19 protein-coding genes are annotated in these 22,520 nt (G+C 65.6%); 9 read left to right on the top strand and 10 right to left on the bottom strand.

The features are described from left to right. The first annotated feature begins 101 nt into the window (after positions 1-101). From CRO07_RS04145 to typA, 5 genes are all read left to right on the top strand, one after another. Positions 102-761, top strand: a complete 660-nt coding sequence (locus CRO07_RS04145; protein ID WP_097029411.1) for an alpha/beta hydrolase — start codon at positions 102-104, stop codon at positions 759-761. Then, positions 758-1,342, top strand: coding sequence for an HD domain-containing protein (locus CRO07_RS04140; RefSeq protein WP_097029410.1), 585 nt, complete (start codon positions 758-760; stop codon positions 1,340-1,342). Before CRO07_RS04145 ends, CRO07_RS04140 begins: the two co-directional genes overlap by 4 nt. A gap of 84 nt (positions 1,343-1,426) precedes the next feature. Then, complete coding sequence (locus CRO07_RS04135; protein WP_097029409.1) at positions 1,427-2,641, top strand: NADP-dependent isocitrate dehydrogenase; 1,215 nt, start codon at positions 1,427-1,429, stop codon at positions 2,639-2,641. A 126-nt stretch (positions 2,642-2,767) separates the two neighbouring features. Continuing rightward, on the top strand, positions 2,768-3,373 hold the full coding sequence (locus CRO07_RS04130; protein ID WP_097029408.1) for a YitT family protein: 606 nt from the start codon (positions 2,768-2,770) through the stop codon (positions 3,371-3,373). A gap of 79 nt (positions 3,374-3,452) precedes the next feature. Beyond that, entirely contained in the window at positions 3,453-5,273 is a 1,821-nt protein-coding gene (gene typA, locus CRO07_RS04125) for a translational GTPase TypA (RefSeq protein WP_097029407.1), read from the top strand. Positions 5,274-5,366: 93 nt separating this feature from the next. Here the strand turns inward: typA and CRO07_RS04120 are convergent, their stop codons facing one another. The 4 genes from CRO07_RS04120 to recA all read right to left on the bottom strand — a co-directional run bounded on the left by CRO07_RS04120 (position 5,367) and on the right by recA (position 10,412). Next, on the bottom strand, positions 5,367-6,161 hold the full coding sequence (locus CRO07_RS04120; RefSeq protein WP_097029406.1) for a class II glutamine amidotransferase: 795 nt from the start codon (positions 6,159-6,161) through the stop codon (positions 5,367-5,369). Between the two features lie 147 nt (positions 6,162-6,308). Further along, a complete protein-coding gene (locus CRO07_RS04115; protein ID WP_097029405.1) occupies positions 6,309-6,599 on the bottom strand; it encodes a DUF1330 domain-containing protein in 291 nt (96 codons plus the stop codon). Position 6,600: 1 nt separating this feature from the next. After that, positions 6,601-9,252 (bottom strand): alanine--tRNA ligase, encoded by a 2,652-nt coding sequence (gene alaS, locus CRO07_RS04110; RefSeq protein ID WP_097029404.1) that lies wholly within the window; start codon positions 9,250-9,252, stop codon positions 6,601-6,603. Between the two features lie 86 nt (positions 9,253-9,338). After that, on the bottom strand, positions 9,339-10,412 hold the full coding sequence (gene recA / locus CRO07_RS04105) for a recombinase RecA (RefSeq protein ID WP_097029403.1): 1,074 nt from the start codon (positions 10,410-10,412) through the stop codon (positions 9,339-9,341). A gap of 193 nt (positions 10,413-10,605) precedes the next feature. Here recA and CRO07_RS04100 point away from each other — a divergent pair, with 193 nt between their 5' ends. Further along, the gene (locus CRO07_RS04100; protein WP_097029402.1) at positions 10,606-11,196 is read left to right on the top strand and encodes a hypothetical protein; all 591 of its coding nucleotides are present in this window, start codon (positions 10,606-10,608) and stop codon (positions 11,194-11,196) included. Between the two features lie 146 nt (positions 11,197-11,342). Here the strand turns inward: CRO07_RS04100 and CRO07_RS04095 are convergent, their stop codons facing one another. Both CRO07_RS04095 and CRO07_RS04090 read right to left on the bottom strand, forming a co-directional pair. Next, positions 11,343-13,613 carry a hybrid sensor histidine kinase/response regulator gene (locus tag CRO07_RS04095; RefSeq protein ID WP_176504486.1) on the bottom strand — a complete coding sequence of 757 codons (2,271 nt, stop codon included), beginning with the start codon at positions 13,611-13,613 and terminating at the stop codon, positions 11,343-11,345. Positions 13,614-13,730: 117 nt separating this feature from the next. Next, a complete protein-coding gene (locus tag CRO07_RS04090; RefSeq protein ID WP_097029484.1) occupies positions 13,731-14,894 on the bottom strand; it encodes an RsmB/NOP family class I SAM-dependent RNA methyltransferase in 1,164 nt (387 codons plus the stop codon). 84 nt (positions 14,895-14,978) lie between these two features. On the opposite strand from CRO07_RS04090, the gene CRO07_RS04085 reads away from it, so the two are divergent. Together CRO07_RS04085 and dut are read left to right on the top strand one after the other, a co-directional pair. After that, entirely contained in the window at positions 14,979-15,752 is a 774-nt protein-coding gene (locus tag CRO07_RS04085; protein ID WP_097029401.1) for a DeoR/GlpR family DNA-binding transcription regulator, read from the top strand. 50 nt (positions 15,753-15,802) lie between these two features. Beyond that, positions 15,803-16,255, top strand: a complete 453-nt coding sequence (gene dut / locus CRO07_RS04080) for a dUTP diphosphatase (RefSeq protein WP_097029400.1) — start codon at positions 15,803-15,805, stop codon at positions 16,253-16,255. Between the two features lie 112 nt (positions 16,256-16,367). Here dut and CRO07_RS04075 read toward each other — a convergent pair whose 3' ends face one another. Both CRO07_RS04075 and CRO07_RS04070 read right to left on the bottom strand, forming a co-directional pair. Next, on the bottom strand, positions 16,368-17,720 hold the full coding sequence (locus CRO07_RS04075; RefSeq protein ID WP_097029399.1) for an ammonium transporter: 1,353 nt from the start codon (positions 17,718-17,720) through the stop codon (positions 16,368-16,370). Between the two features lie 27 nt (positions 17,721-17,747). Continuing rightward, positions 17,748-18,086, bottom strand: coding sequence for a P-II family nitrogen regulator (locus tag CRO07_RS04070; RefSeq protein WP_097029483.1), 339 nt, complete (start codon positions 18,084-18,086; stop codon positions 17,748-17,750). 265 nt (positions 18,087-18,351) lie between these two features. Here CRO07_RS04070 and CRO07_RS04065 point away from each other — a divergent pair, with 265 nt between their 5' ends. Then, on the top strand, positions 18,352-20,589 hold the full coding sequence (locus CRO07_RS04065; RefSeq protein ID WP_176504480.1) for a transglycosylase domain-containing protein: 2,238 nt from the start codon (positions 18,352-18,354) through the stop codon (positions 20,587-20,589). A 336-nt stretch (positions 20,590-20,925) separates the two neighbouring features. On the opposite strand, the gene CRO07_RS04060 is transcribed toward CRO07_RS04065, so the two are convergent. After that, positions 20,926-21,549 carry an MlaC/ttg2D family ABC transporter substrate-binding protein gene (locus CRO07_RS04060; RefSeq protein WP_097029398.1) on the bottom strand — a complete coding sequence of 208 codons (624 nt, stop codon included), beginning with the start codon at positions 21,547-21,549 and terminating at the stop codon, positions 20,926-20,928. Next, positions 21,539-22,333 carry an MlaA family lipoprotein gene (locus tag CRO07_RS04055; RefSeq protein WP_097029397.1) on the bottom strand — a complete coding sequence of 265 codons (795 nt, stop codon included), beginning with the start codon at positions 22,331-22,333 and terminating at the stop codon, positions 21,539-21,541. The genes CRO07_RS04060 and CRO07_RS04055 overlap by 11 nt, the downstream gene beginning before the upstream one ends. Positions 22,334-22,520: the final 187 nt, after the last annotated feature.

Genomic DNA, 22,520 nt, shown 5'->3' with positions numbered 1-22,520 from the left:
CTCGTTACGGTTCCAGGGCGGGCAACCCGCCCAGGTAGAATGGTTCTAATTTATCCGAGCGTTTTTGTCAACAAATGCGCCACGGAAGAAAAGGCGAGGCGATGCCCGAAGTCATTTTCGCAGGCCCCGAAGGCCGGCTCGAAGGCCGCTACCACCCCCAGAAGGATCGCGACGCCCCCATCGCCATCGTGCTGCACCCCCATCCGCAGTTCGGCGGCTCGATGAACAACAAGGTCGTCTACAACCTGCACTATGCCTTCTACCGGCTGGGATTCACAGTCCTGCGCTTCAACTTCCGGGGCGTCGGCAGGTCGCAGGGCGAATACGATCAGGGCATCGGCGAATTGTCCGACGCCGCGGCCGCGCTCGACTACCTTCAGTCGATGAACCAGAACGCCAAACACTGCTGGGTGGCAGGCTTCTCGTTCGGCGCCTGGATCGGGATGCAGCTTCTGATGCGCCGCCCCGAAATCACCGGCTTCGTCTCGGTCGCCCCGCCGGCGAACATGTATGACTTCTCGTTCCTCGCGCCCTGCCCATCATCGGGCCTGATCATCAACGGCACGGCCGACCGGGTGGCGCAACCGAAGGACACGGTCACACTGGTGAACAAACTGCACGAGCAGAAGGGCATCACCATCACCCACGAACAGATCGAAGGCGCCGACCACTTCTTCAAGGACGAGGAAGCCCACATGGCCCCGATGATCGCCACCGTTTCCGATTATGTGAAACGCCGCCTGACCGAGGCCACAAGGTGACAGACAGGCTCAGCCGGCAACTCGCCTTCCTGTCCGAGGCGGACCGGCTGAAATCCGTCCTGCGTGCCAACCCGCTCTGCGACGCCTCGCGCCGCGAGAATTCGGGCGAACACAGCTGGCATATCGCGCTTTACGCGCTGGTCCTGTCCGACCACGCCGCCCCCGAAGTCCGGATCGACCGCGTGATCCGGATGCTTCTGCTGCATGACCTGGTCGAGATCGACGTAGGCGACACGCCGATCCACGGCAGCCACGATCCCCAGGCGACCGCCAAAGCAGAGGCCGAAGCCGCCAACCGCATCTTCGGCCTGCTCCCCCCGGATCAGGCGACAACCCTCCGCACCCTGTGGGAGGAATTCGAGGCCGGAGAAACCCCCGACGCAATCTTCGCCCGCGCCATCGACCGGGTGCAGCCGGTGATGCAAAACCTCGCCTCGGGCGGTGGAACCTGGCGCGACTTCGCGGTGACCTCGGACCAGCTCGACGCCCGCGTCGGCACCAAGATCGAACGCGGCGCCCCGCAACTCTGGGCCCATGTCCGCAGCCTCACCCGGCGCTATTTCGACGCGCCTGCGCGATAGTCGGTATACCGCCGCATACAGCACTTCCCTTGGCGTGGTTTTTCGGCTATCCGATCCCAGACCAATCCAAACCCGGAGACTCCCATGTCGAAGATCAAGGTAGCGAACCCCGTCGTCGAACTCGACGGCGACGAGATGACCCGCATCATCTGGGACTTCATCAAACAGAAGCTGATCCTGCCCTACCTCGACATCGACCTGCACTACTACGACCTCGGCATCGAGGAACGCGACCGGACCCAGGACCAGATCACCATCGACGCCGCCCATGCGATCAAGAAATACGGCGTCGGCGTGAAATGCGCGACCATCACCCCCGATGAGGCCCGGGTCGAGGAATTCGGCCTGAAACAGATGTGGAAATCGCCCAACGGCACCATCCGCAACATCCTCGGCGGCGTGATCTTCCGCCAGCCGATCATCTGCAAGAACGTCCCCCGCCTTGTCCCCGGCTGGACCCAGCCCATCGTCGTCGGCCGCCACGCCTTCGGCGACCAGTATCGCGCCACCGACTTCCGCTTCCCCGGCAAGGGCAAACTCACGCTGAAATTCGTGGGCGAGGACGGCACCGTGATCGAACGCGACGTGTTCGACGCCCCCGGCGCCGGCGTGACCATGGCGATGTACAACCTCGACGAATCGATCCTCGACTTCGCGCGGGCCTCGATGAACTACGGCCTGAACCTCGGCTGGCCGGTCTATCTCTCGACCAAGAACACCATCCTCAAAGCCTATGACGGCCGCTTCAAGGATCTGTTCCAGAAGGTCTACGAAGAAGAATTCGAAGAGAAATTCAAGGCCAAGGGCATCCACTACGAACACCGCCTGATCGACGACATGGTGGCCTCGGCGCTGAAATGGTCGGGCGGCTATGTCTGGGCCTGCAAGAACTACGACGGCGACGTGCAGTCCGACACCGTGGCCCAGGGCTTCGGATCGCTCGGCCTGATGACCTCAGTGCTGATGACCCCCGATGGCCAGACCGTCGAGGCCGAAGCCGCCCACGGCACCGTCACCCGCCACTACCGCCAACACCAGGCCGGCAAGGAAACCTCGACCAACTCGATCGCCTCGATCTTCGCCTGGACCGGCGGCCTCAAGCACCGCGCCAAACTCGACAACAACGCCGACCTGATGCGCTTCGCCGAAACGCTGGAACGCGTGACCGTCCAGACCGTCGAGGACGGCCACATGACCAAAGACCTCGCCCTTCTCGTCGGCCCGAACCAGAAATGGCTGACCACGATGGGCTATCTGGAAAAGGTCGACGAATATCTCGACCGCGCACTGGGCGCCTGACCCGGCAGGGCGCGGCGGGGCAACCGCCCCCCCCCCCCCCACCCCGACCCCTTGCCCTTTCATTCTGGCCCAAATATCCCGGGGTCCGGGGCAGCGCCCCGGACGCGTCCCCAAGGCCCCCCCGGAATGACCGAGACCACCACCGCCCACAGCCCCCTCGAAGACGCGCAGGCACTTGCCTTCGGCGTCACCATGGCTGCCTTCGGCATCACCATCCTGACCCATCTCGGCCTTGTTACCGGCCAGACCGCGGGACTGGCGGTGCTGATCTCCTATGCCACCGGCTGGGGCTTCGGCGCGGTGTTCTTCCTCATCAACATCCCGTTCTACCTGATCGGCTACCGCCGCATGGGGCTGGCCTTCACGCTCAAGACCTTTCTGGCCGTGGGCCTGATGTCGGCGCTGGTGCACCTCATGCCGCAGTGGGTCCGCTTCGACACGCTGCACCCCGGCTTCGGGGCGGTGCTGTTCGGCATGGTCTCGGGCTCGGCGCTGCTGTCGCTGTTTCGCCATGGCGCCAGCCTTGGCGGCATCGGCATCCTCGCGCTGCTGATCCAGGACCGCACCGGCTTTCGCGCCGGCTGGACGCAACTGGCCTTCGACGCGGCGCTGTTTGCCGTGGCGCTGACACTGCTTGACTGGCCGCTGGTCGCCTGGTCCTTCCTTGGTGCGCTGGTCGTCAACCTGGTGATCGCGATCAACCACCGCCGCGACCGCTACATCGCCACCTGACGCCGAAAGCCTCTGGCTTTTCGGCGCCGGCTGATGTAACGCCGCGACAACCCCTGAACACAACCGAAAGTGTCCCCCGATGGAGCTTCGCAACATCGCCATTATCGCGCACGTCGACCATGGCAAGACGACCCTGGTGGACGAGCTTCTCAAGCAGTCCGGCGCCTTCCGCGACAATCAGGCCGTGGCCGAACGCGCCATGGATTCGAACGACATCGAACGCGAGCGCGGGATCACCATCCTTGCCAAATGCACCTCGCTGGAATGGGGGGGCAAGCGCATCAACATCGTCGACACCCCCGGTCACGCCGATTTCGGCGGCGAGGTCGAGCGGATCCTGAACATGGTCGATGGCGTGGTGCTGCTGGTCGATGCCGCCGAAGGCCCGATGCCGCAGACCAAGTTCGTCACCTCGAAGGCGCTGGCGCTGGGGCTGCGGCCCATCGTGGTGCTGAACAAGGTCGACAAGCCCGACGCCGAACCCGACCGCGCCCTGAACGAGGTGTTCGACCTGTTCGCCAACCTTGGCGCCGATGACGATCAGCTTGATTTCCCTGTTCTTTACGCCTCGGGCCGTTCGGGCTGGGCGGATGAACAACTCGACGGTCCGCGCAAGGATCTGTCGGCGCTTTACGAACTGGTGCTGCGCCATGTCCCCGAACCGCGCCAGCTTGCCCACCGGGACGAGCCGTTCCGGATGCTGGCCACCACGCTGTCGGCCGATCCGTTCATCGGCCGCATCCTGACCGGCCGGATCGAATCCGGCACCGTCAAGGCCGGCGACACGCTGAAGGCGCTGTCGCGCACCGGCGAACGGCTGGAACAGTTCCGCGTCTCGAAAGTGCTGGCCTTCCGCGGCCTGTCGCAAAGCCAGATCGAACTGGGCGAACCCGGCGACATCGTCACGCTTGCCGGCATGTCCAAGGCCACCGTGGCCGACACGCTTTGCGCGCCCGAAATCGACGTGCCGCTGCCGGCGCAGCCGATCGATCCGCCGACGATCTCGGTCACCTTCGGCATCAATGATTCGCCCCTCGCCGGCAAGGACGGCAACAAGGTGCAGTCCCGCGTCATCCGCGAACGGCTGATGAAAGAGGCCGAGATCAACGTGGCGATCAAGGTCACCGACACCCCCGGCGGCGAGGCCTTCGAAGTCGCCGGCCGCGGCGAATTGCAGATGGGCGTTCTGATCGAGAACATGCGCCGCGAAGGGTTCGAGCTGTCGATCTCGCGCCCGCGCGTGCTGTTCCGTGAAGAAAACGGCCAGCGGCTGGAACCGATCGAAGAAGTCACCATCGACGTCGACGACGAATACACCGGCGCCGTGATCGAAAAGCTGACCGGCCCGCGCAAGGGCGATCTGGTCGAGATGAAGCCCGCCGGCGCCGGCAAGACCCGGATCATCGCGCATGTGCCGTCGCGCGGGCTGATCGGCTATCACGGGCAGTTCCTGACCGACACCCGCGGCACGGGCGTGCTGAACCGGGTGTTCCACGAATGGGCGCCGCACAAGGGCCCGATCGAGGGCCGCCGCGTCGGCGTGCTGATCTCGATGGAGAACGGCAGTTCGGTGCCTTACGCCCTGTGGAATCTGGAAGAACGCGGCCATCTGTTCATCGGCGCGCAGGAAGCCGTCTATGAAGGCATGATCATCGGCGAGCACAGCCGCGAGAACGATCTGGAAGTGAACCCGCTGAAGGGCAAGAAGCTGACCAACGTCCGCGCTTCGGGCACGGACGAGGCGGTTCGCCTGACGCCCCCGGTGCGGCTGTCGCTGGAACAGGCCATCGCCTATATCGACGACGACGAGTTGGTGGAAGTGACGCCCAAGATCGTGCGGATGCGCAAGCGGCACCTTGACCCGCACGAACGCAAGCGCGCGGCCCGCGCCGCCGAGTAACACCGATCACAAGGGCGCCCGCCATCCCGGCCGGCGCCCTTTTCATAGCAGGCCAAGGCCGTTCCGAAAGCCCGGTCACGGTCGCAGGTGGCGTCAGGCCGCCGCTGCGTATCCCAGCGGAGCAAAGGGTTCGATCCGGACCGACTCGTCCTCGAAGACGCAGAACGACCCGGGCGCGACTTCCAGCCAGTCGCCTTCGTCCTGCTCCAACGGTTCTGACACCACGGCGCGGCCGCCGCGCCGCAGACTCCAGCGGTGATACAGCGTCGGCGCCTGATCGTCGCTGGCATAGCGCACCGCGTATAGCCGCTGGCCATCGGAAAAGGCCGCGGTCAGCCGCAGATGCGGCGCGCCGCCCTTGTCGCGGGCAAGCGCCTCGAACCGGCGCACGCTGCGTTCCAGCGCGCCCTTGGGGTCGGTCTCCAACCCTTCGGCCAGTGCGACAAGGAACAGCGCCTCGCTGTCTGTCGCGCCCTTGCGGTGGCCGTAAAGCGCATCCGGGATCAGCATGTCGGCATCGCGCCGCAGCGCGTCATAGCCCCCCACCTGACCGTTGTGCATGAAGGCCCAGCGTCCGACCACAAAGGGATGGCAGTTGTTGCGGCTGGTGGCTGTTCCGGTCGAAGCGCGGACATGGGCCAGAAACAGCCCCGATTTCACCTGCGCCGTCAGACTGCGCAGGTTCGGATCGCTCCACGCGGGAAAGACGTCGCGGTAAAGCCCGGGCTCTGGCCGCTCGCCATACCAGGCGAGGCCGAAGCCGTCCGCGTTGATCGCGGTCCGGCATTCGGTGGCGCAATGGCTTTGATGGATCAGGGAATGGCCGGGGCGGCTGACGATCTCCTCAAGGAAGATCGGCGCCCCGATATAGGCGGCCCAACGGCACATGATCTACAGCGCCCCGGGGGCGCGACGGAACGGCGGCACCTTCATGACTGCTCCGGCGTCTTGCTTTGCAGTCATCCTAGCAGGGCCGCCGCAACGCCGCATCACGATTTCGTCGCAAATCCGTCGCACCGGCGAAACGCCGCGCGGTTACTCGACTTCCTCGACCACCACCAGATCGCGGACCGAAGCCCCCCGCGCGTGATCCAGCGCCGCCTGATATTCGGCCGAGTGGTAGCAGGCCACCGCCGCCTCGACCGAAGGGAACCGCGCCACGACATTGCGCGACCGCTCGCGCCCTTCCAACTGGACAAAACGGCCGCCACGGGCAAGGAACACCCCGCCATGCGCGGCAATCGCCGGCCCCGCGCCCCTCGCATAAAGGCCATAGGCTTCGGGGTCGGTCACTTCGACATTCGCAATCCAGAGTGCGGTCGCCATCTCAGCCCCCGATCACGGATTCGGCCGCTTTAATGGCCTGTTCCGCCTGCGAGGCATCGGCCGCGCCTGCCTGGGCCATGTCCGGCCGCCCGCCGCCGCCGCGCCCGCCCAGGGCCTCGGCCGCGGCCTTGACCAGCGCCACCGCCGACAGCCGGTCGGTCAGATCCGCCGTGACACCCGCCGCCAGCGCCGCCTTGCCCCCGGTGTCGGAAATCAGCAGCACCGCGCCCGAGCCCACCCGCGCCTTCATCTCGTCGATCAGGCCCGGCATGTCCTTGCCAGGAACGCCCTGAACGATCTGCGCCAGGAACTTCACGCCGGCGATCTCTTTCGCCTCGGCCCCGGCACCGCCGCCCATCGCAGCCTCGCGCCGCAACTGCGCGACCTCATTCTGCAAGGCGCGGCGTTCGTCGACCAGCGCCTTCACCCGGTCCACCAGCTCGGCCGGGGCGGCTTTCAGCGCGGCGGCGACCTCGGCCAGCCGCTTCATCTGCTCGTTCAGGTAGGCAAGCGCGCCTTCGCCGGTCAGCGCCTCGATCCGGCGAACGCCGGCCGAGGATGCCGAATCGCCCAGAATCACGCACAGTCCGATGTCGCCCAGCCGCGCAACATGGGTGCCCCCGCACAGTTCCAGCGAATAGGTCCGCCCGTCGGCGCCCTTGCCGGACCCGTCCAGCGCCCCCATCGAAACCACGCGGACCTCGTCGCCATATTTCTCGCCGAACAGCGCCTGCGCGCCCAGCGCACGGGCATCGTCGGGCGTCATGATCCGCGTCTCGACCGGGCCGTTGGACCGGATGAAGCTGTTGACCTCGGCCTCGACCGTGGCCAGCTCCTCGGCCGACAGGGCCTTGGAGTGGCTGAAGTCGAAACGCAGACGATCCGGCGCGTTCAGGCTTCCGCGCTGGGCCACATGATCCCCCAGCGCACGGCGCAATGCTTCGTGCAGAAGGTGGGTGGCCGAGTGATTGGCCCGGATCGCAGACCGCCGCGCGTGATCGACAGCCAACTGAGCGCCCTGCCCCTGCCGGATCTCACCCTCGGTCACCTCGGCGAAATGCAGGAACAGACCCTGGGACTTCTTCACATCGGTGATGCGCGCCCGCCCCGAATCGGTGGACAAGTCGCCCATGTCGCCCACCTGACCGCCCGATTCCGCATAGAACGGCGTCTGGTTCAGAACGATCTGCACCGACTGGCCGGAAGTGGCCACCGCCTGCGCCGCGCCGCCCGCGACAAGGGCCACAACCTGCCCTTCGGCGGTTTCGGTGTCATAGCCCAGAAACTCGGTCGCGCCGTGCTTTTCGGCCAGATCGAACCAGATCGCGGCATCCTTGGTTTCGCCCGAGCCTGCCCAGCTGGCCCGCGCCTTGGCCTTCTGCTCGGCCATCGCGGCTTCGAACCCGTCGGTATCGACCTTGCGGCCCTTCTCGCGCAGCGCATCCTGCGTCAGATCCAGCGGGAACCCATAGGTGTCATAGAGTTTGAACGCCGCCTCGCCCGGCAGCGCCGCGCCCTCGGGCAGGTGGCCCAACTCATCCTCAAGCAGCCGCAGACCACGGTCAAGCGTCTGACGGAAGCGGGTTTCCTCAAGCTTCAGTGTTTCCTCGATCAGCGCCTGACCGCGCACCAGTTCGGGATAGGCCGCGCCCATCTGGCGCACCAGCGCCGGCACCAGCCGGTGCATCACCGGATCCTGCGCACCCAGAAGATGCGCGTGGCGCATCGCGCGCCGCATGATCCGGCGCAACACATAGCCGCGGCCCTCGTTCGACGGCATCACCCCATCGGCAATCAGGAAACTGGTCGAGCGCAGGTGATCCCCAATCACCCGGTGGTGGGTCTTGCCCGGACCATCCGGGTCCGACGAGGTCGCATTGGCCGACGCCTCGATCAGGCTGCGCATCAGATCGGTGTCATAGTTGTCGTGCTTGCCTTGCAGCAGGGCGCCGATCCGTTCCAGCCCCATGCCGGTGTCGATCGACTGCATCGGCAAGGGCGTCATCGAGCCGTCGGGATGCTGCTCGTTCTGCATGAACACAAGGTTCCAGATCTCGATGAAGCGATCGCCGTCTTCATCGGCGGACCCGGGCGGGCCGCCCCAGATGCCGGGGCCATGATCAAAGAAGATCTCGGTGCAGGGGCCGCAGGGGCCGGTCGGACCCATCATCCAGAAGTTGTCGTTGGTGGGAATGCGGATGATGCGATCATCAGGCAGGCCCGCCACCTTCTTCCAGATCGCCGCCGCCTCGTCATCGGTGTGATAGACCGTGACCAGAAGCCGATCCTTCGGGATGTCGAAATCCTTGGTCAGAAGTTCCCATGCAAAGGGGATCGCATCGGATTTGAAATAGTCGCCAAAGGAAAAGTTCCCCAGCATTTCAAAGAAGGTATGGTGCCGCGCGGTGTAGCCGACGTTGTCCAGGTCGTTGTGCTTACCGCCCGCACGCACGCATTTCTGCGCCGTGGTCGCGCGGGTGTAGTCGCGACGCTCCAACCCGGTGAAGCAGTTCTTGAACTGCACCATCCCCGAGTTGGTGAACATCAGCGTCGGGTCGTTGCGCGGAACAAGCGGGCTCGACTCGACCACCCGGTGGCCATTGCGTCGGAAATAGTCGAGGAAGGTAGAGCGGATATCGTTCAACGACGGCATGAGAGGGCCCCTGTCAGGCGGATCTGAGCTTCGCCGACCCGTTTAGCCCCCCGCGCCGAGGCTGTCCACCTCGACGCGGGGCCGCGTCACATGTCCACCAGATCGTCGTCCTTGCCGGACTCTCCGGTCGAGAAATCAAGCCCGTGCGAGGCGCGGATCTTGTCCTCGATGTCATGGGCAACCGAAGGGTTCGAGCGCAGGAAAGCCTTGGCATTCTCGCGCCCCTGACCGATGCGCTCGTCGCCATAGGAATACCACGACCCCGACTTCTCGACGACACCGGCCTTCACGCCCAGATCGACCAGTTCGCCGGTTTTCGAGATGCCCTCGCCATACATGATGTCGAATTCGACCTCGCGGAACGGGGGCGCCACCTTGTTCTTCACCACCTTCACCTTGGTGGTGTTGCCGATCACGTTGTCACGGTCCTTGATCGCGCCGGTGCGGCGGATGTCCAGGCGGACGCTGGCGTAAAACTTCAGCGCGTTGCCGCCGGTGGTGGTTTCGGGGTTGCCGAACATCACGCCGATCTTCATGCGGATCTGATTGATGAAGATCACCATGCAGTTCGACCGGCCGATGCTGGCGGTCAGCTTGCGCATCGCCTGGCTCATCAGACGGGCCTGAGAGCCCATCTGCATGTCGCCCATGTCGCCCTCGATCTCGGATTTCGGCGTCAGCGCCGCCACCGAATCCACCACGATCAGGCTGACCGCGCCCGAGCGCACCAGCGTATCCACGATCTCCAGCGCCTGTTCGCCGGTGTCAGGCTGCGAGATCAGCAATTCGTCAAGGTTGACGCCAAGTTTCTTGGCATATTGCGGATCCAGCGCATGTTCGGCATCGACAAAGGCGCAGACCCCGCCCTTTTTCTGTTCCTCGGCCACCACATGCAGCGTCAGGGTGGTCTTCCCCGAACTTTCCGGCCCGTAGATCTCGATGATCCGCCCTTTGGGCAGACCGCCGATCCCCAGCGCGATATCGAGGCCGAGCGAGCCGGTCGAGGTCGCCTCGATCTCCATCACCGGGCTGTTCGCGCCCAGCTTCATGATCGAGCCCTTGCCGAACTGCCGTTCGATCTGTGCCAGTGCGCTTTCCAGCGCCTTCGCCTTGTCCATCTCGCGCCTTTCGTTCAAGTCGAGCAGGTTCGCCGTTCCCATGTCGGGTTCCTTATCCCACAGCCGCGCCGGGCCAGCAATCTGTTGCGATGTTCGCCTTATGTTCGTCAATATGCGACCCAATGGCGAACATGGCAACCGGATTCTCCGATGGATGCAGCTTCCGGCAAAAACGGTTAAGGGCTAGTTTACAACGATAGGGCACGAGAGAGGCCCGGCTGCAAAAAGGGACAGAATGCTCGTATTCTGGGAACAACGGCTGGCGTTTCTGGCCACGCCCAAAACGGGGACGACCGCCATCGAGGCGGCCCTCGAATCGCTCGCCACGGTGTCGATCCAGCGCCCGCCCAACCTGAAGCATACCACCGCCCAACGCTACCGGCGCTTCATCGGCCCCTATCTCGAGGCCGCCGCGGGTGAGGAGTTCACCCTTGTCGCACTGATGCGCGAGCCGCGCGCCTGGCTTGGCAGCTGGTTTCGCTATCGTCAGCGCGAAGATATCCTCGATCAGGCGAGAAGCACTGCCGATCTCGGCTTCGACGATTTCGTCCGGGCTTATGCCAGCGACCCGCAACCGGACTTTGCGGCCGTCGGCTCGCAGGCACGGTTTCTGGACGCAAAGAGCGGCAAGGGTGTGGACCGGATCTTCCGTTACGAAGACATCGGCGGGTTCATCGACTTTCTGGAAGAGCGGCTGGGGTGCGAGATCATCCTGCCCCGGCTGAATGTCTCGCCCTCGGCCTCGCTCGATCTGTCTGACGAGTCAGAGGCGCTACTGCGGCAGGTGCTGGAAAAAGATTTCGCGCTTTACGAATCGCTGGGGTGACGGGCTGCCGGCACCTGAACGTTCCTTGGCAGGTGCGACAGTGTGCTGTGTCACATGCATCCATACTGGCCAGCGCGGGCCTAGGCCGCGCTGGCGGTGGCGTTGGCGGCAGCCACCGCCCCTTCAAACGCCCGACGGGATATTCATCAGCAAACCTGCCCTTGCACCGTTGCCGTCAGATCGTTGAGCGAGAACGGCTTGGGCAGGAAGACCGAATTGGGAATGCGGGCCTGCGATTCCGCAAGACATTCCTCGGCGTAGCCCGAAACAAAAATAACACGCACGTTCGGCCGCTCCTTGAGCGCATGGCGAACCCAGGTGGGGCCATCCATGCCCGGCATGACCACATCCGTCACGAACACATCCACCTCAAGCGCAGGATCGTCCAATGCTTTCAACGCCTCTTCGGCGTTTTCCGCTTCGATGACGGTGTAGCCCCGCATCCGCAGCGCACGCGAGGCAAAAGCCCGGACCGGCGCTTCATCCTCGACCAGCAGCACCACCCCTTCACCCCGGCGCAGCGAGACCGGAGCGGGGACGGCAACCGGGCAGGCCTCGGCTGGCAGTGGATCGCCGTGGATCGGGAAATACAGATGGAACACGCTGCCCTCACCGGGCTCACTGTCGACGAAAATGAACCCGCCGGACTGTTTGACGATTCCATAGACCGTGGACAGGCCAAGGCCGGTCCCCTCGCCCGGGCGCTTGGTGGTGAAGAAGGGCTCGAATATCTTCTGAAGCCGGTCAGGCGGAATCCCCGTGCCACCGTCGCGGACCCGGATCACGGCATAGTCGCCGGGCGGAACGACTGCACGATCACGGCGCAATTCCTCGGGAAGGGTCAGCGCCTCTGTCTCGATCCCGATCACGCCGCCCTCTGGCATCGCGTCGCGGGCATTGACCACAAGGTTCATCAGCACCTGCTCAAGCTGCCGCTTGTCCGCCCGGATCGGACCAAGCTCGGCGGCATGGGTCAGGCGCAGCGTCACCCTCTCGCCCACAAGCCGGTTCAGCAGATGGGTCAGATCCGACAGCGCCTCTTGCAGGTCGATCCGTTCCGGCTTCAGCGTCTGCTTGCGCGAGAAGGCCAGAAGCTGACCCACAAGGCTTGCCGCCCGGTTCGCGTTCTGGTGGATCTGCACCAGATCGGCAAATTCGGGATCTTCGCGGTCGTGGCGCAAAAGCAGCAGATCGCAGTGCCCCGAGATCGCGGTCAGCAGATTGTTGAAATCATGCGCAATCCCGCCTGCGAGCTGACCAATGGCCTGCATTTTCTGGCTTTGGACAAACTGCGCCTCAAGCGTCTTGAGCGCAGTGGCATCGTTGAGAACCGCCAGCACCGCCGGGCGCCCCTGCTCGACGATCCGCCGAAGGGCGATCTGAAGGAACAGGTCTTCTTCCGAGCGGCGCAGACGCAGCACTTCAGCCCCGCCCGGCATCCGCTCGGTTGCGACATCGGCAAGCCAGTCGGTGACCGACCGACCAAGCCCTTCGAACAGGTCGGAAAACATCGGCCGCGCGTCAGGGTCCAGATGCAGAAGGTCGCGCGCCGCGCGGTTGGCCAAGCGCAGACCGCCATCGCCGGAAAGTTTCAGCAGCGCCACCGGCAGGTGTTCGAAATCCGCGACCTCGGCCGCGTGGTCCGAACGGGGCGCCACCGGCATCAGGTAGATCTCGCGCCGTTCGCCCACCCCTTCGACCTCGGCCAGAATCGCGCGCACCGGGCCGTCGGCCGAAGCGATCTCGACCTCTTCGCCCGAGCGGGGTGAGAGGTCGGTAAAGATGCGGTCCAGCCGCTTTGGCCGCTGACCGATCAGGCGCCGCAGCGCCTCGTTCGCGAACAACACGACGCCGGTCTTGTTGGCGATCAGCATCGGCAGACTCAGCGCCTCGGCCCCGCGCCCGCCCGCGGCGCTGCGATCCTGAAACTCTTCCAGCCGCCAAAGGAACCGCTCTTTGTCGACGCGATGCACCGACAGGCGGGTGTGGCCTCGCCGGGTCACCACATCTTCGCGCGCGGCCCCGCTTTGGGCGGCACGCGCCTGCAACCGGAACAGGACCGAGGCAGGACTGGCGAAATGATCGCTGAGCGCCGCGACAAGCGTGGCGCCCCCCCGGTCGCCGAAGCGTTCCGCCGCCGTGCGGTTCTGGTATCCGATCTTGCCCACGCCATCGGTGGTGAAGCAGGGCGCCGCATCCTCGCCCACAAGACGCGACAGCCTGTGGTCAAGGTCACGCTCGCGCAGGCTATGCCATGCCATCAGGCCGCGCCACATCAGCACGACCGCCCCGAATGTCAGCGCCACCATCGCCGCGCCAAGCTGCATATGCAGATCAGGAGCAAACAGCGCCGTCACAAACGCCCCGCCCGCCACCGCGAGAAGCAGCCAGAGCCGGGAGCCTGCCCCCCCGTCCATCAGTTCTGCCGCCTGCCTGTGCACTCGCACCCCCTGCACCGGATTCGTCCGCAGCACAATTCGGCGCCCAAATCATTAACCAGTGCTTAATCCTGATCCGGAAACAGTGGGTCAAGTTCATCCAATTCGTCGCAACAGCGACAGAAAGAACCCATCCCCCCCGTCAAGCGGCGTCAACCGCAGGCGCGACACCCTTTCCCAGCCCGGCCTGCGGGCCAGCAAGGCATGGATCTGGTCGTCGTTTTCCTCGTCCAACACCGAGCAGGTGGCATAACCAAGATGCCCCCCGAGCCGCACCAGCGCCGCCGTCTCATCGAGAATGGCGGCCTGCGTGGCAACCAGCGCCGCCAGACGTGCAGGCGTCAGGCTCCATTTGCCCTCGGGTGCGCGGCGCCAGCTTCCCGAACCGCTGCACGGCGCATCGGCCAGCACAAGGTCAAAGGGCGCCTCGCGCCGCGTGTCGGCTGTGGACAACAGCCGCACCCGGACGCCGGCCCGTTCGGCCCGCGCCGGCAGATCGCGCATCCGACGCGGATCGGCGTCATGGGCAAACAGCGTCAACCCGGCACCACCGGCCATCGCCAGCGTCTTGCCACCCCCGCCCGCGCAATAATCCAGCACCCGCGCGCCCGCGACCAGCGGCAGCGCCTGAACCACCGCCTGCGAGGCCGCATCCTGCAACTCGACCAGACCGTCGCGATAGGCGGCCGAGCCGTGGATTTTCCGCGCACCTTCCGTCACTTCCAGCGCCGTGGCGGCCAAGGGATGCGGTCGCGCCACGATCCCTTCGGCGGCAAGGGCTTCGATCGCCGCCGCCACGCTGGCACGCGCAAGGTTCACCCGCAGGAATACCGGCGCCCGATGACGCAGCGCCTGCATCACCGCAGCAAAATCCGCGCCCAGACTGCCCTGAAGCCGCGGGGCAAGCCAGTCGGGGCAGTCAAGCGACTCAAGCGCGGATGGCGGCTGCGGCGCAAGTTCCGGCCCCGCGGGCGGCGCGGGGGCATGGCCCTCGCCGCAAAACAGCGCGCCCACATCCGCCCCGGCCGCGCGCAGCCCGCCAAGGATCAGCCCGCGGCCCGTTTCCGCCCCACCCAGCCGCGCGAAAGACCGCCGGCAGCGCAGCGCGTCAAACACCAGATCGCGCACCGCCGCCCGGTCGCCCGATCCGGCATAGCGGCTGGCACGGCCCCAGTTGGTCAGCGCCTGTTCGGCCGGGGCGCCGGCAAGGATGCGGTCAAGGATGCCGATGGCGGCGGAAAGGCGGGCTGCGGGGGTCATGGCGGTTCCGAAAATATGCCGCGAAGGCATGACACGGCCGAACGGGCGTGGCAAACAGCATCTGAAATGGCAAGGATGACACCGATGGCGCTGAATTTCCGCCAGACCGAGATCCTGGACATCGCCCGGATCGAGGGCCGCGTGGTGGTCGAACAACTGGCCGAACGGTTCGCGGTGACGCTTCAGACCATCCGGCGCGACCTGACCGAGCTGGCCGATGCCGGCCTGCTGGATCGGGTGCATGGCGGCGCGGTGCTGCGCACCGGCGTCAGCAACATCGGCTATGAGGAACGCCGCCGCATGAACGAGGCCGCCAAGGCCGCCATCGGCCGCGCCTGCGCCCGCGCGATCCCGGACAATTCCTCGATGATCCTGAACATCGGCACCACGACCGAGGCGGTGGCGCGCGAACTTCTGGGCCATCGCAACATCACCGTGGTCACGAACAACATGAATGTGGCCAACATCCTTGTCGCCAATCCATCCTGCGAGGTGATGGTGGCGGGCGGGCAGCTTCGGCGCTCGGACGGGGGGCTGGTGGGGGATCTGACGATCCAGTTCATCGAACAGTTCAAGGTGGATTTCGCGGTGATCGGCACCTCGGCGCTGGACCCCGACGGCGATCTGCTGGATTTCGATCTGGCCGAGGTGCGGGTGTCGAAGGCGATCCTGCGCCAGTCGCGGCAACGCTTCCTTGTCACCGACGGATCGAAACTGGGGCGCAAGGCGCCGGTGCGGATCGGCTCTTTGAAGGAGCTGGATGCGGTGTTCACCGATACGCCACTGCCCGAGGATCTGGCCCGGCGCTGCGATGGCTGGGGCACCGCCGTCACCGTTGCCGGGCAAATGGGCGACTGATCGCAGGCAGAAGCCCCCCCAGAACGGCACCATCAGACCAAGAGGCCATCGTGACGACAGACATCCGCTTCAAACGCGCCGACGGAAACACCGACCTGCCCCTGCCCGCCTATGCCACCCCGGGCGCCGCGGGGATGGATCTGCGCGCCTTCCTGCCCGACGGGCCGGTGACGTTCGAACATGGCCAGCTTCGGATCATCTCGACCGGGTTTTCGGTGGAACTGCCGCCGGGAACCGAGATGCAGATCCGCCCCCGGTCCGGCCTTGCGCTGAAGCATGGCTTCCTGATCCCGAACAGCCCCGGCACCGTGGACAGCGATTACCGCGGCGTGGTGATGTGTGGGCTTTACTATCTGGGCTCCGATCCCTTCACCATCCGTCACGGCGACCGCATCGCGCAGGCGGTGGTGGCGGATGTCCGGCACTGCCGGCCGGTCGAGGTCGATGACCTGTCAGACAGCGAACGCGGAACGGGCGGCTTCGGCTCGACCGGGTTGCGCTAAGGCCCGAGGGCGCAGGGCGCAGCGAAAGGCCCCGCCGATCTGCATCGACGGGGCCGGTCTTTGTTCCCTGCGGGCAGGTGCGGCGGGCAAGGTCTTCCCGCCGCACAAACCTTCAGGCGTGATAGGCGGATTCGCCGTGCGAGGTCTGGTCAAGACCGATGCGCTCGCTTTCGGTATCCACCCGCAGGCCCACGATCAGGTCAGCGATCTTGAACGCCACGACCGAGACGATGGCCGTCCAGATGATGGTCACGACAATCGCCTGGATCTGGACGATGGTCTGGCCGACGATGGAATAGTCGTCGCCGTTGACCCCGCCCAGCGTTGCCGCCGAGAAGATGCCGGTGCCGACCGCGCCGATGATGCCGCCGATGCCATGGATGCCGAACACATCAAGGCTGTCGTCATAGCCCAGCGCGTTTTTCACCGTGGTCACGAACACATAGCAGATGACCGACGCCACCGCACCCAGCACGATCGCCCCCATCGGACCGATGGTGCCACAGGCCGGCGTCACCGCCACAAGGCCCGCGATCATGCCCGAAGCCGCACCCAGCATCGAAGCCTTGCCGCGCGCCAGCGCCTCGATCAGCGACCAGGCCACGACCGCGGCCGCGGTGGCGACGAAGGTGTTGATCATCGCCAGCGTCGCGCCGCCATTGGCTTCAAGGTTCGAACCGACGTTGAAGCCGAACCAGCCGAACCACAGCATCGAGGCGCCGATCATGGTCATCACCATCGAATGCGGTGCCATGTTCTCTTTGCCAAAGCCCACGCGCTTGCCGACCATGATCGCGCCGATCAGCGCCGCCACACCGGCGTTGATATGGACCACCGTGCCGCCCGCGAAGTCGATCGCACCCCAGTTGAAGATCAGGCCGTTCGCGTCCCAGACCATGTGCGCGATCGGGAAATAGGCAAAGGTGACCCAGATCACCGAGAAGATCAGCACCGCCGAGAACTTGATCCGCTCGGCAAAGCCGCCGACGATCAGCGCCGGCGTCAGCGCGGCAAAGGTCATCTGGAAGCAGATGAACAGATATTCCGGGATCACGAACTCGTCCGAGAAGGTGGCCGCCATGCTGTCGGGGGTCACACCGGCAAGGAACAGCTTGCCCAGACCGCCCCAGAACGGGCTGTCACCGCCGCCGAAGGCAAAGGAATAGCCGTAGATCACCCAGATCACCATCACCACGCAGGCGATCAGCGTGACCTGCATCAGCACCGACAGCATGTTCTTGGCGCGCACAAGGCCGCCGTAAAACAGCGCGATGCCCGGCAGGATCATGAAGAACACCAGCACGGTGGACATCAGCATCCAGGCGACATCGCCCTTGTCCATGACGGGGGTGACGGCCTCGGTCACGGCTTGCGCGGCCTCGGTCGCGGCGTCCTGTGCCCAGGCCGGCAGGGCGGCAACCGCGCCCAGCGCGGACAGGCCCAGATAATGCGAAAGTTTTCTCATTTTTTCCTTATCCCTCTCCCGTCCGCGTCAGAGCGCGTCATCGTTGATTTCGCCGGTGCGCACCCGGACGGCCTGCTCGACATCAAGCACGAAGATCTTGCCGTCGCCGATCTTGTCGGTCTTGGCGGTGGTGCGGATCGTCTCGACCACCGGATCGGCAAGGCTGTCGGGCACCACAATCTCAAGCCGGACCTTCGGCACGAAGTTCACGGCGTATTCGGCCCCGCGATAGATTTCCGTGTGTCCCGACTGTGAGCCGAAGCCCTTGATCTCGGTCACCATCATGCCACGCACGCCGATGGTGGTAAGCGCCTCGCGCACCTCCTCGAGCTTGAACGGCTTGATTGCTGCAATGATGAGTTTCACGACGATCCCCTGTTGTTGCACTTCGGCCCCTTGTTCGGGCCTCATGCCGCCAGAAGGCTTGTTTGGAAGGCGGCGGACAACAAAAGCGCGGCAAGGCAGGGCGCATCGGCGGGAAAAGTTGCACATTTTTTGCACTGATTTGCACTAATGCCCAATTTTAATGCGACATGAGGAGATGATTTAAACCCGCCGCCGCTCCACATTCTGCCGGGCGGAGAGTAGAGTCGCGCAAAAGTCCACGGGACATCAGGCAGGCAAGGCAGAGATGAGCGGGTCGAACGGGCGGCGGCCGCCGCCACTGGTGGCAGACAGGCGCTATGGCGCGCCGGCGCCAAAGAAGCCATCAGGCGGCAAGGGGGCGGGCACACGCCGGCCGCCGGCCGCGCCGCGACGCAAGCGACGCAACCCGCTGGTGGCGCTGGTCTCATGGCTGGTGCGGCTGGTCTGGGGGATCGTCTGGGGCATCGGCTGGCGCATCGCGCTGGCGGTCGGGCTGGTGGTGGGGCTGTCGTCCTACTACTTCTATTCGCAACTGCCCGAGGTGTCGCAACTGGTGGACGGCCGCGCCCGCGGGTCGGTCACCATGCTGGACCGCGAAGGCCGCGTCTTCGCCTGGCGGGGCGAGACTTTCGGCGGCATGATCACCTCGGATCTGGTGTCGGAACATCTGCGCAATGCGGTGGTCGCAACCGAGGACCGCCGCTTTTACACCCATTTCGGCATCAGCCCGCGCGGCATCGCCTCGGCGGTCAGGATCAACCTGGCCGAAGGGCGCGGGCCGCTGGAAGGCAACGGCGGCTCGACCATCACGCAGCAGGTGGCGAAACTTCTGTGCCTTGGCGTGGCCTACGACCCCAAACAGTGGAAATCCGAAGCCGATTATGAAGCCGACTGCCGCCGCGGCGGGATCTGGCGCAAGGTCAAGGAAATGCCCTTCGCCTTCGCGATGGAGGCGAAATACACCAAGGCCGAAATCCTGACGATCTACTTCAACCGCGCCTATCTGGGCGCCGGTGCCCGCGGCTTCGAGGCGGCGGCGCAACGCTATTTCGGCAAGTCGGCCAATGACGTGAACCCGGCCGAGGCCGCGATGCTGGCAGGGCTTCTGAAGGCGCCGTCCTATTACGCGCCGACCGCGAACCTCGAACGCTCGCGCGACCGGGCCCGCGTCATCATCGGCCTGATGGAAGAACAGGGTTTCCTGACCCGGGCCGAGGCCGACCACGCCCGCCGCAACCCCGCGCAACTGTCGGAAGCGGCGCAAAGCCGATCCGGCGGGTTCTTTGCCGACTGGGTGATGGAATCCGGCCCCGCCTTCCTGACCAAAGAGACCACCGAAGACGTCATCATCCACACCACGCTGGACCAGAGCCTGCAAAAGGCCGCCGAAAGCGCGCTGGCCGATGTGTTTGCCACCAAGGTCAGCGCCGGGTCCAAGGCGCAGGCCGCCGTGGTGGTGATGTCGGCGGATGGTGCGGTGCGCGCCATGGTGGGCGGGCGCAAGCTTGAGGCCGCGGGATCGTTCAACCGCGCGACGCAGGCGCTGCGCCAGACCGGATCGGCCTTCAAGCCGTTCATCTATGCCACCGCGCTGGATCTGGGCTTCAGCCCGTCGGATTTCGTCGATGACAGCCCGCTGACGGTGATGGTGAAGGGGTCCGGCCCATGGACGCCCGCGAACTATGACCGCGAGTTCCGCGGTCTGGTCACGCTGACGACGGCGCTGAAGCAATCGCTGAACATCCCCGCCGTCCGCGTGACCGAGGCGGTCGGACGCGACAAGGTGCGCACCGTTGCTTCGGAATTCGGCATCCAGAACAACCTGGCCGCCGGCCCCGCACTGGCGCTGGGCGTGTCCGAGGCGACGCTGCTGGAAATGACCGGCGCCTATGCCGGCATCCTGAACGGCGGCTCGGCGGTCAAGCCCTATGGCCTGGTCGAACTGCGGCTTCAGGGTGACGACCAGCCGCTGATCGGGCAAGAGGGCGGCATCGGCGAGCGGGTGATCTCGGAAAAGGCCGCGCAGCTTCTGACCTACATGATGACCGAAGTCATCAACACTGGCACCGGCACCCGCGCCCGCCTGCCGGGACGCGAGGCCGCCGGCAAGACCGGCACCACGCAGGCCGCGCGCGATGCGTGGTTCGTGGGCTTTACCGCCGATTACGTTGCCGGCGTCTGGATGGGCTATGACGACAACACCCCCCTGAAGGGCGTGACGGGCGGCGGCCTGCCCGCCGACATCTGGCGCGAGGTGATGCTGCGGGTTCACGAAGGTGTGGTGCCGCGCCCGCTGCCAAAGATCATCCCCGAGCCGCGCCAGCCGCCGAAGACCGCGGCCGATGTGCGCACCGCGCCGGTGCCGCAGGACACCGGCGACTGGCAGGCCGCACCGCGCCCGCCGCAGGACACCGGCGACTGGATGGCCGCCCCGCGCCCGCCCAGCGCAGGCGAACAGATCGTGCGCGACGTGCTGGGCATCTTCGGCGGCGGCCGGAACTGAGCCGGCAGGTCGCGACGATACCGCTTGGGGGCCGCCACCGCTGAGGCGTGCAGGCAAGGGTGCATACCCTGCCCCGTTGCCCGTAGCCGGGTGACCCAGGGTGGCACAGCCGGACAGGGCGCGGGCATCGCGCGGCACCGGGATCTGCGGCCTTGCCGGATGTCACCATATCCGCGGCAAAGCCGGCTGAAAGCGGCGCCCAGATCCGGCACCTTGCCCCGCTGCCTGCACGGCAAGCCACCGATCGCAGGGCCGCCCGCACATGAAAAACGCCGCCCTCGCGGGCGGCGTTTTCCTGTGGGTCCAAAGCGGAACCGACGATTTACACGCGCCGGATCAGCCGGCGCGGCGCAAGGCTTCGGTCAGGCCCGCGATCGAGCCGCGTTCGCGGTCCAGCATGGCGCCGATCTCGGCCCGTTCGGACGCAAGCATGTTCACGCCCTCGATGATGATGTTGAAGAACGCCGGGCGGCCCGACTTGTCCGAGACATGCCAGCGCACCTCGAACGGCTCTTCGCCCCGCAGGAAGGCGGTCGAGACCACCTCGACCGCGCTTTTCATCGGACGGGTCTCGTTCACGCGGATCTGGCCGCCGATCAGTTCGCGGAAGCGGCGGCCGTATTTGCGGCTGACATAGCCCTGATAGGCGGCGGTGAAGGCCTGCATCTCGGCCGCCGAGGCGCGGCGGGCGGCCACGCCCAGCGCGGTGCGGGCGATGGCGGGAACATCGGCATAGCGCGCGAACAACCGCTCGAAATCGGCAAACATCGACCGCTCGGGCCGGCCCGAGTTGATGATGCGGTTGACCTCGGCCACCGCCTGTTCGACCAGAGAACGGGCGGCGCTCGGGTCAAGGGCAAGCGCAGGCCGCGGCAGGATGCCTGCCGCAACAGCGGCAAGCAGGCCCAGCGTCACGGCCCGACGGTCGGGCCTTGCGAGGGCAGGGAAGTCATCGGGCATCGAAATCCTCGTAGGGGTCGGCAGCATAGGGATCGATGAAGGCATCGTCCGCCCCGCCGTTCTGTCCAAGCGCAAAGCGCCGGTTCTGAAGATGGGTCAGCCGTGTCTGTGCATAGCTGTCCGCGCTTTCATATAGAACGGAATCGATCGTATCGGAATAGCGGGCGCGATCACCAAGCTTTGAGCCGGCCTTGATCGCCGTGGCATAGGTCCGCTCGGGCGTGGGCAGAATCATCCTTACCGGGTTCATCGCGACATCGACCACGGTGCCGACAAGGTCACGCTCGGTCTTGGGGCCAAGGAACGGCACCTCGCCATAAACGCCCTCGGACACGCCCCAGACATGCAACGTCTCGCCAAAGTCGGTCTGGCGGCCATCCAGCCCCATCGCCCGCGCCGGATCGAACAGGCCGCCGATGCCGATGGTGGTGTTCACCGCAAAGCGGGCGGTGTTTTCCAGCGCCGCGACGGGCCGGCCCTGAAGCAGGCTGTTCACCACATCGCCCGGCAGATCCAGGTTGCCGGCAACGTTCGACACCCCCCGCTCGACCGGATCGGGCAGCACCGAATAGGCGCGCGAGGCCGGGCGCAGGATCGCACGGTCGACGCCCTTGTTGAACTCGTGGATCTGGCGATTGTGCGCCTCATCCGGATCGTTGATCGCCTGCGAGGGCCCCGCTGTCCCGGCACAGGCCGAGACGAACGCCCCAAGAAGCGATAGAAGAACGCATCGGGTGGCGATTCGGCAGCCGCCAAGGGTCAACAGTGGGTTTTTCACGCTCATGGTCCTTTCCGGAAGGATACCGTGCAGAGTGGAATCGCATTTGCGAACAAGCCCCAAGGCATACGCACCTTGGGCCTTGCAGGCAACGCGCGAATGGCCGCGTTTGCCCATGATATGAAGAATGCCGCGCATTTGGGCGGCGGCGAACGAAACGAAAGGATGGCCGGCACGACCATCCGGAAACCGA

Origin of the sequence: Cereibacter ovatus (genome assembly GCF_900207575.1) — a bacterium.
In the GTDB taxonomy this organism is placed as follows: Bacteria; Pseudomonadota; Alphaproteobacteria; order Rhodobacterales; family Rhodobacteraceae; genus Cereibacter_A; species Cereibacter_A ovatus.
Note: the sequence above shows the minus strand (reverse complement) of the source record. Positions and strands in the feature narration are given on the sequence as shown.

What these genes read in the sequence shown, in the direction of transcription:
- CRO07_RS04145 (WP_097029411.1), top strand. Translation starts at nt 102, where the DNA reads ATGCCCGAAGTCATTTTCGCAGGCCCCGAAGGCCGGCTCGAAGGCCGC.
- CRO07_RS04135 (WP_097029409.1), top strand. Translation starts at nt 1,427, where the DNA reads ATGTCGAAGATCAAGGTAGCGAACCCCGTCGTCGAACTCGACGGCGAC.
- CRO07_RS04130 (WP_097029408.1), top strand. Translation starts at nt 2,768, where the DNA reads ATGACCGAGACCACCACCGCCCACAGCCCCCTCGAAGACGCGCAGGCA.
- typA (WP_097029407.1), top strand. Translation starts at nt 3,453, where the DNA reads ATGGAGCTTCGCAACATCGCCATTATCGCGCACGTCGACCATGGCAAG.
- CRO07_RS04120 (WP_097029406.1), bottom strand. Translation starts at nt 6,161, where the DNA reads ATGTGCCGTTGGGCCGCCTATATCGGGGCGCCGATCTTCCTTGAGGAG.
- CRO07_RS04115 (WP_097029405.1), bottom strand. Translation starts at nt 6,599, where the DNA reads ATGGCGACCGCACTCTGGATTGCGAATGTCGAAGTGACCGACCCCGAA.
- alaS (WP_097029404.1), bottom strand. Translation starts at nt 9,252, where the DNA reads ATGCCGTCGTTGAACGATATCCGCTCTACCTTCCTCGACTATTTCCGA.
- recA (WP_097029403.1), bottom strand. Translation starts at nt 10,412, where the DNA reads ATGGGAACGGCGAACCTGCTCGACTTGAACGAAAGGCGCGAGATGGAC.
- CRO07_RS04100 (WP_097029402.1), top strand. Translation starts at nt 10,606, where the DNA reads ATGCTCGTATTCTGGGAACAACGGCTGGCGTTTCTGGCCACGCCCAAA.
- CRO07_RS04095 (WP_176504486.1), bottom strand. Translation starts at nt 13,613, where the DNA reads ATGGACGGGGGGGCAGGCTCCCGGCTCTGGCTGCTTCTCGCGGTGGCG.
- CRO07_RS04090 (WP_097029484.1), bottom strand. Translation starts at nt 14,894, where the DNA reads ATGACCCCCGCAGCCCGCCTTTCCGCCGCCATCGGCATCCTTGACCGC.
- CRO07_RS04085 (WP_097029401.1), top strand. Translation starts at nt 14,979, where the DNA reads ATGGCGCTGAATTTCCGCCAGACCGAGATCCTGGACATCGCCCGGATC.
- CRO07_RS04075 (WP_097029399.1), bottom strand. Translation starts at nt 17,720, where the DNA reads ATGAGAAAACTTTCGCATTATCTGGGCCTGTCCGCGCTGGGCGCGGTT.
- CRO07_RS04065 (WP_176504480.1), top strand. Translation starts at nt 18,352, where the DNA reads ATGAGCGGGTCGAACGGGCGGCGGCCGCCGCCACTGGTGGCAGACAGG.
- CRO07_RS04060 (WP_097029398.1), bottom strand. Translation starts at nt 21,549, where the DNA reads ATGCCCGATGACTTCCCTGCCCTCGCAAGGCCCGACCGTCGGGCCGTG.
- CRO07_RS04055 (WP_097029397.1), bottom strand. Translation starts at nt 22,333, where the DNA reads ATGAGCGTGAAAAACCCACTGTTGACCCTTGGCGGCTGCCGAATCGCC.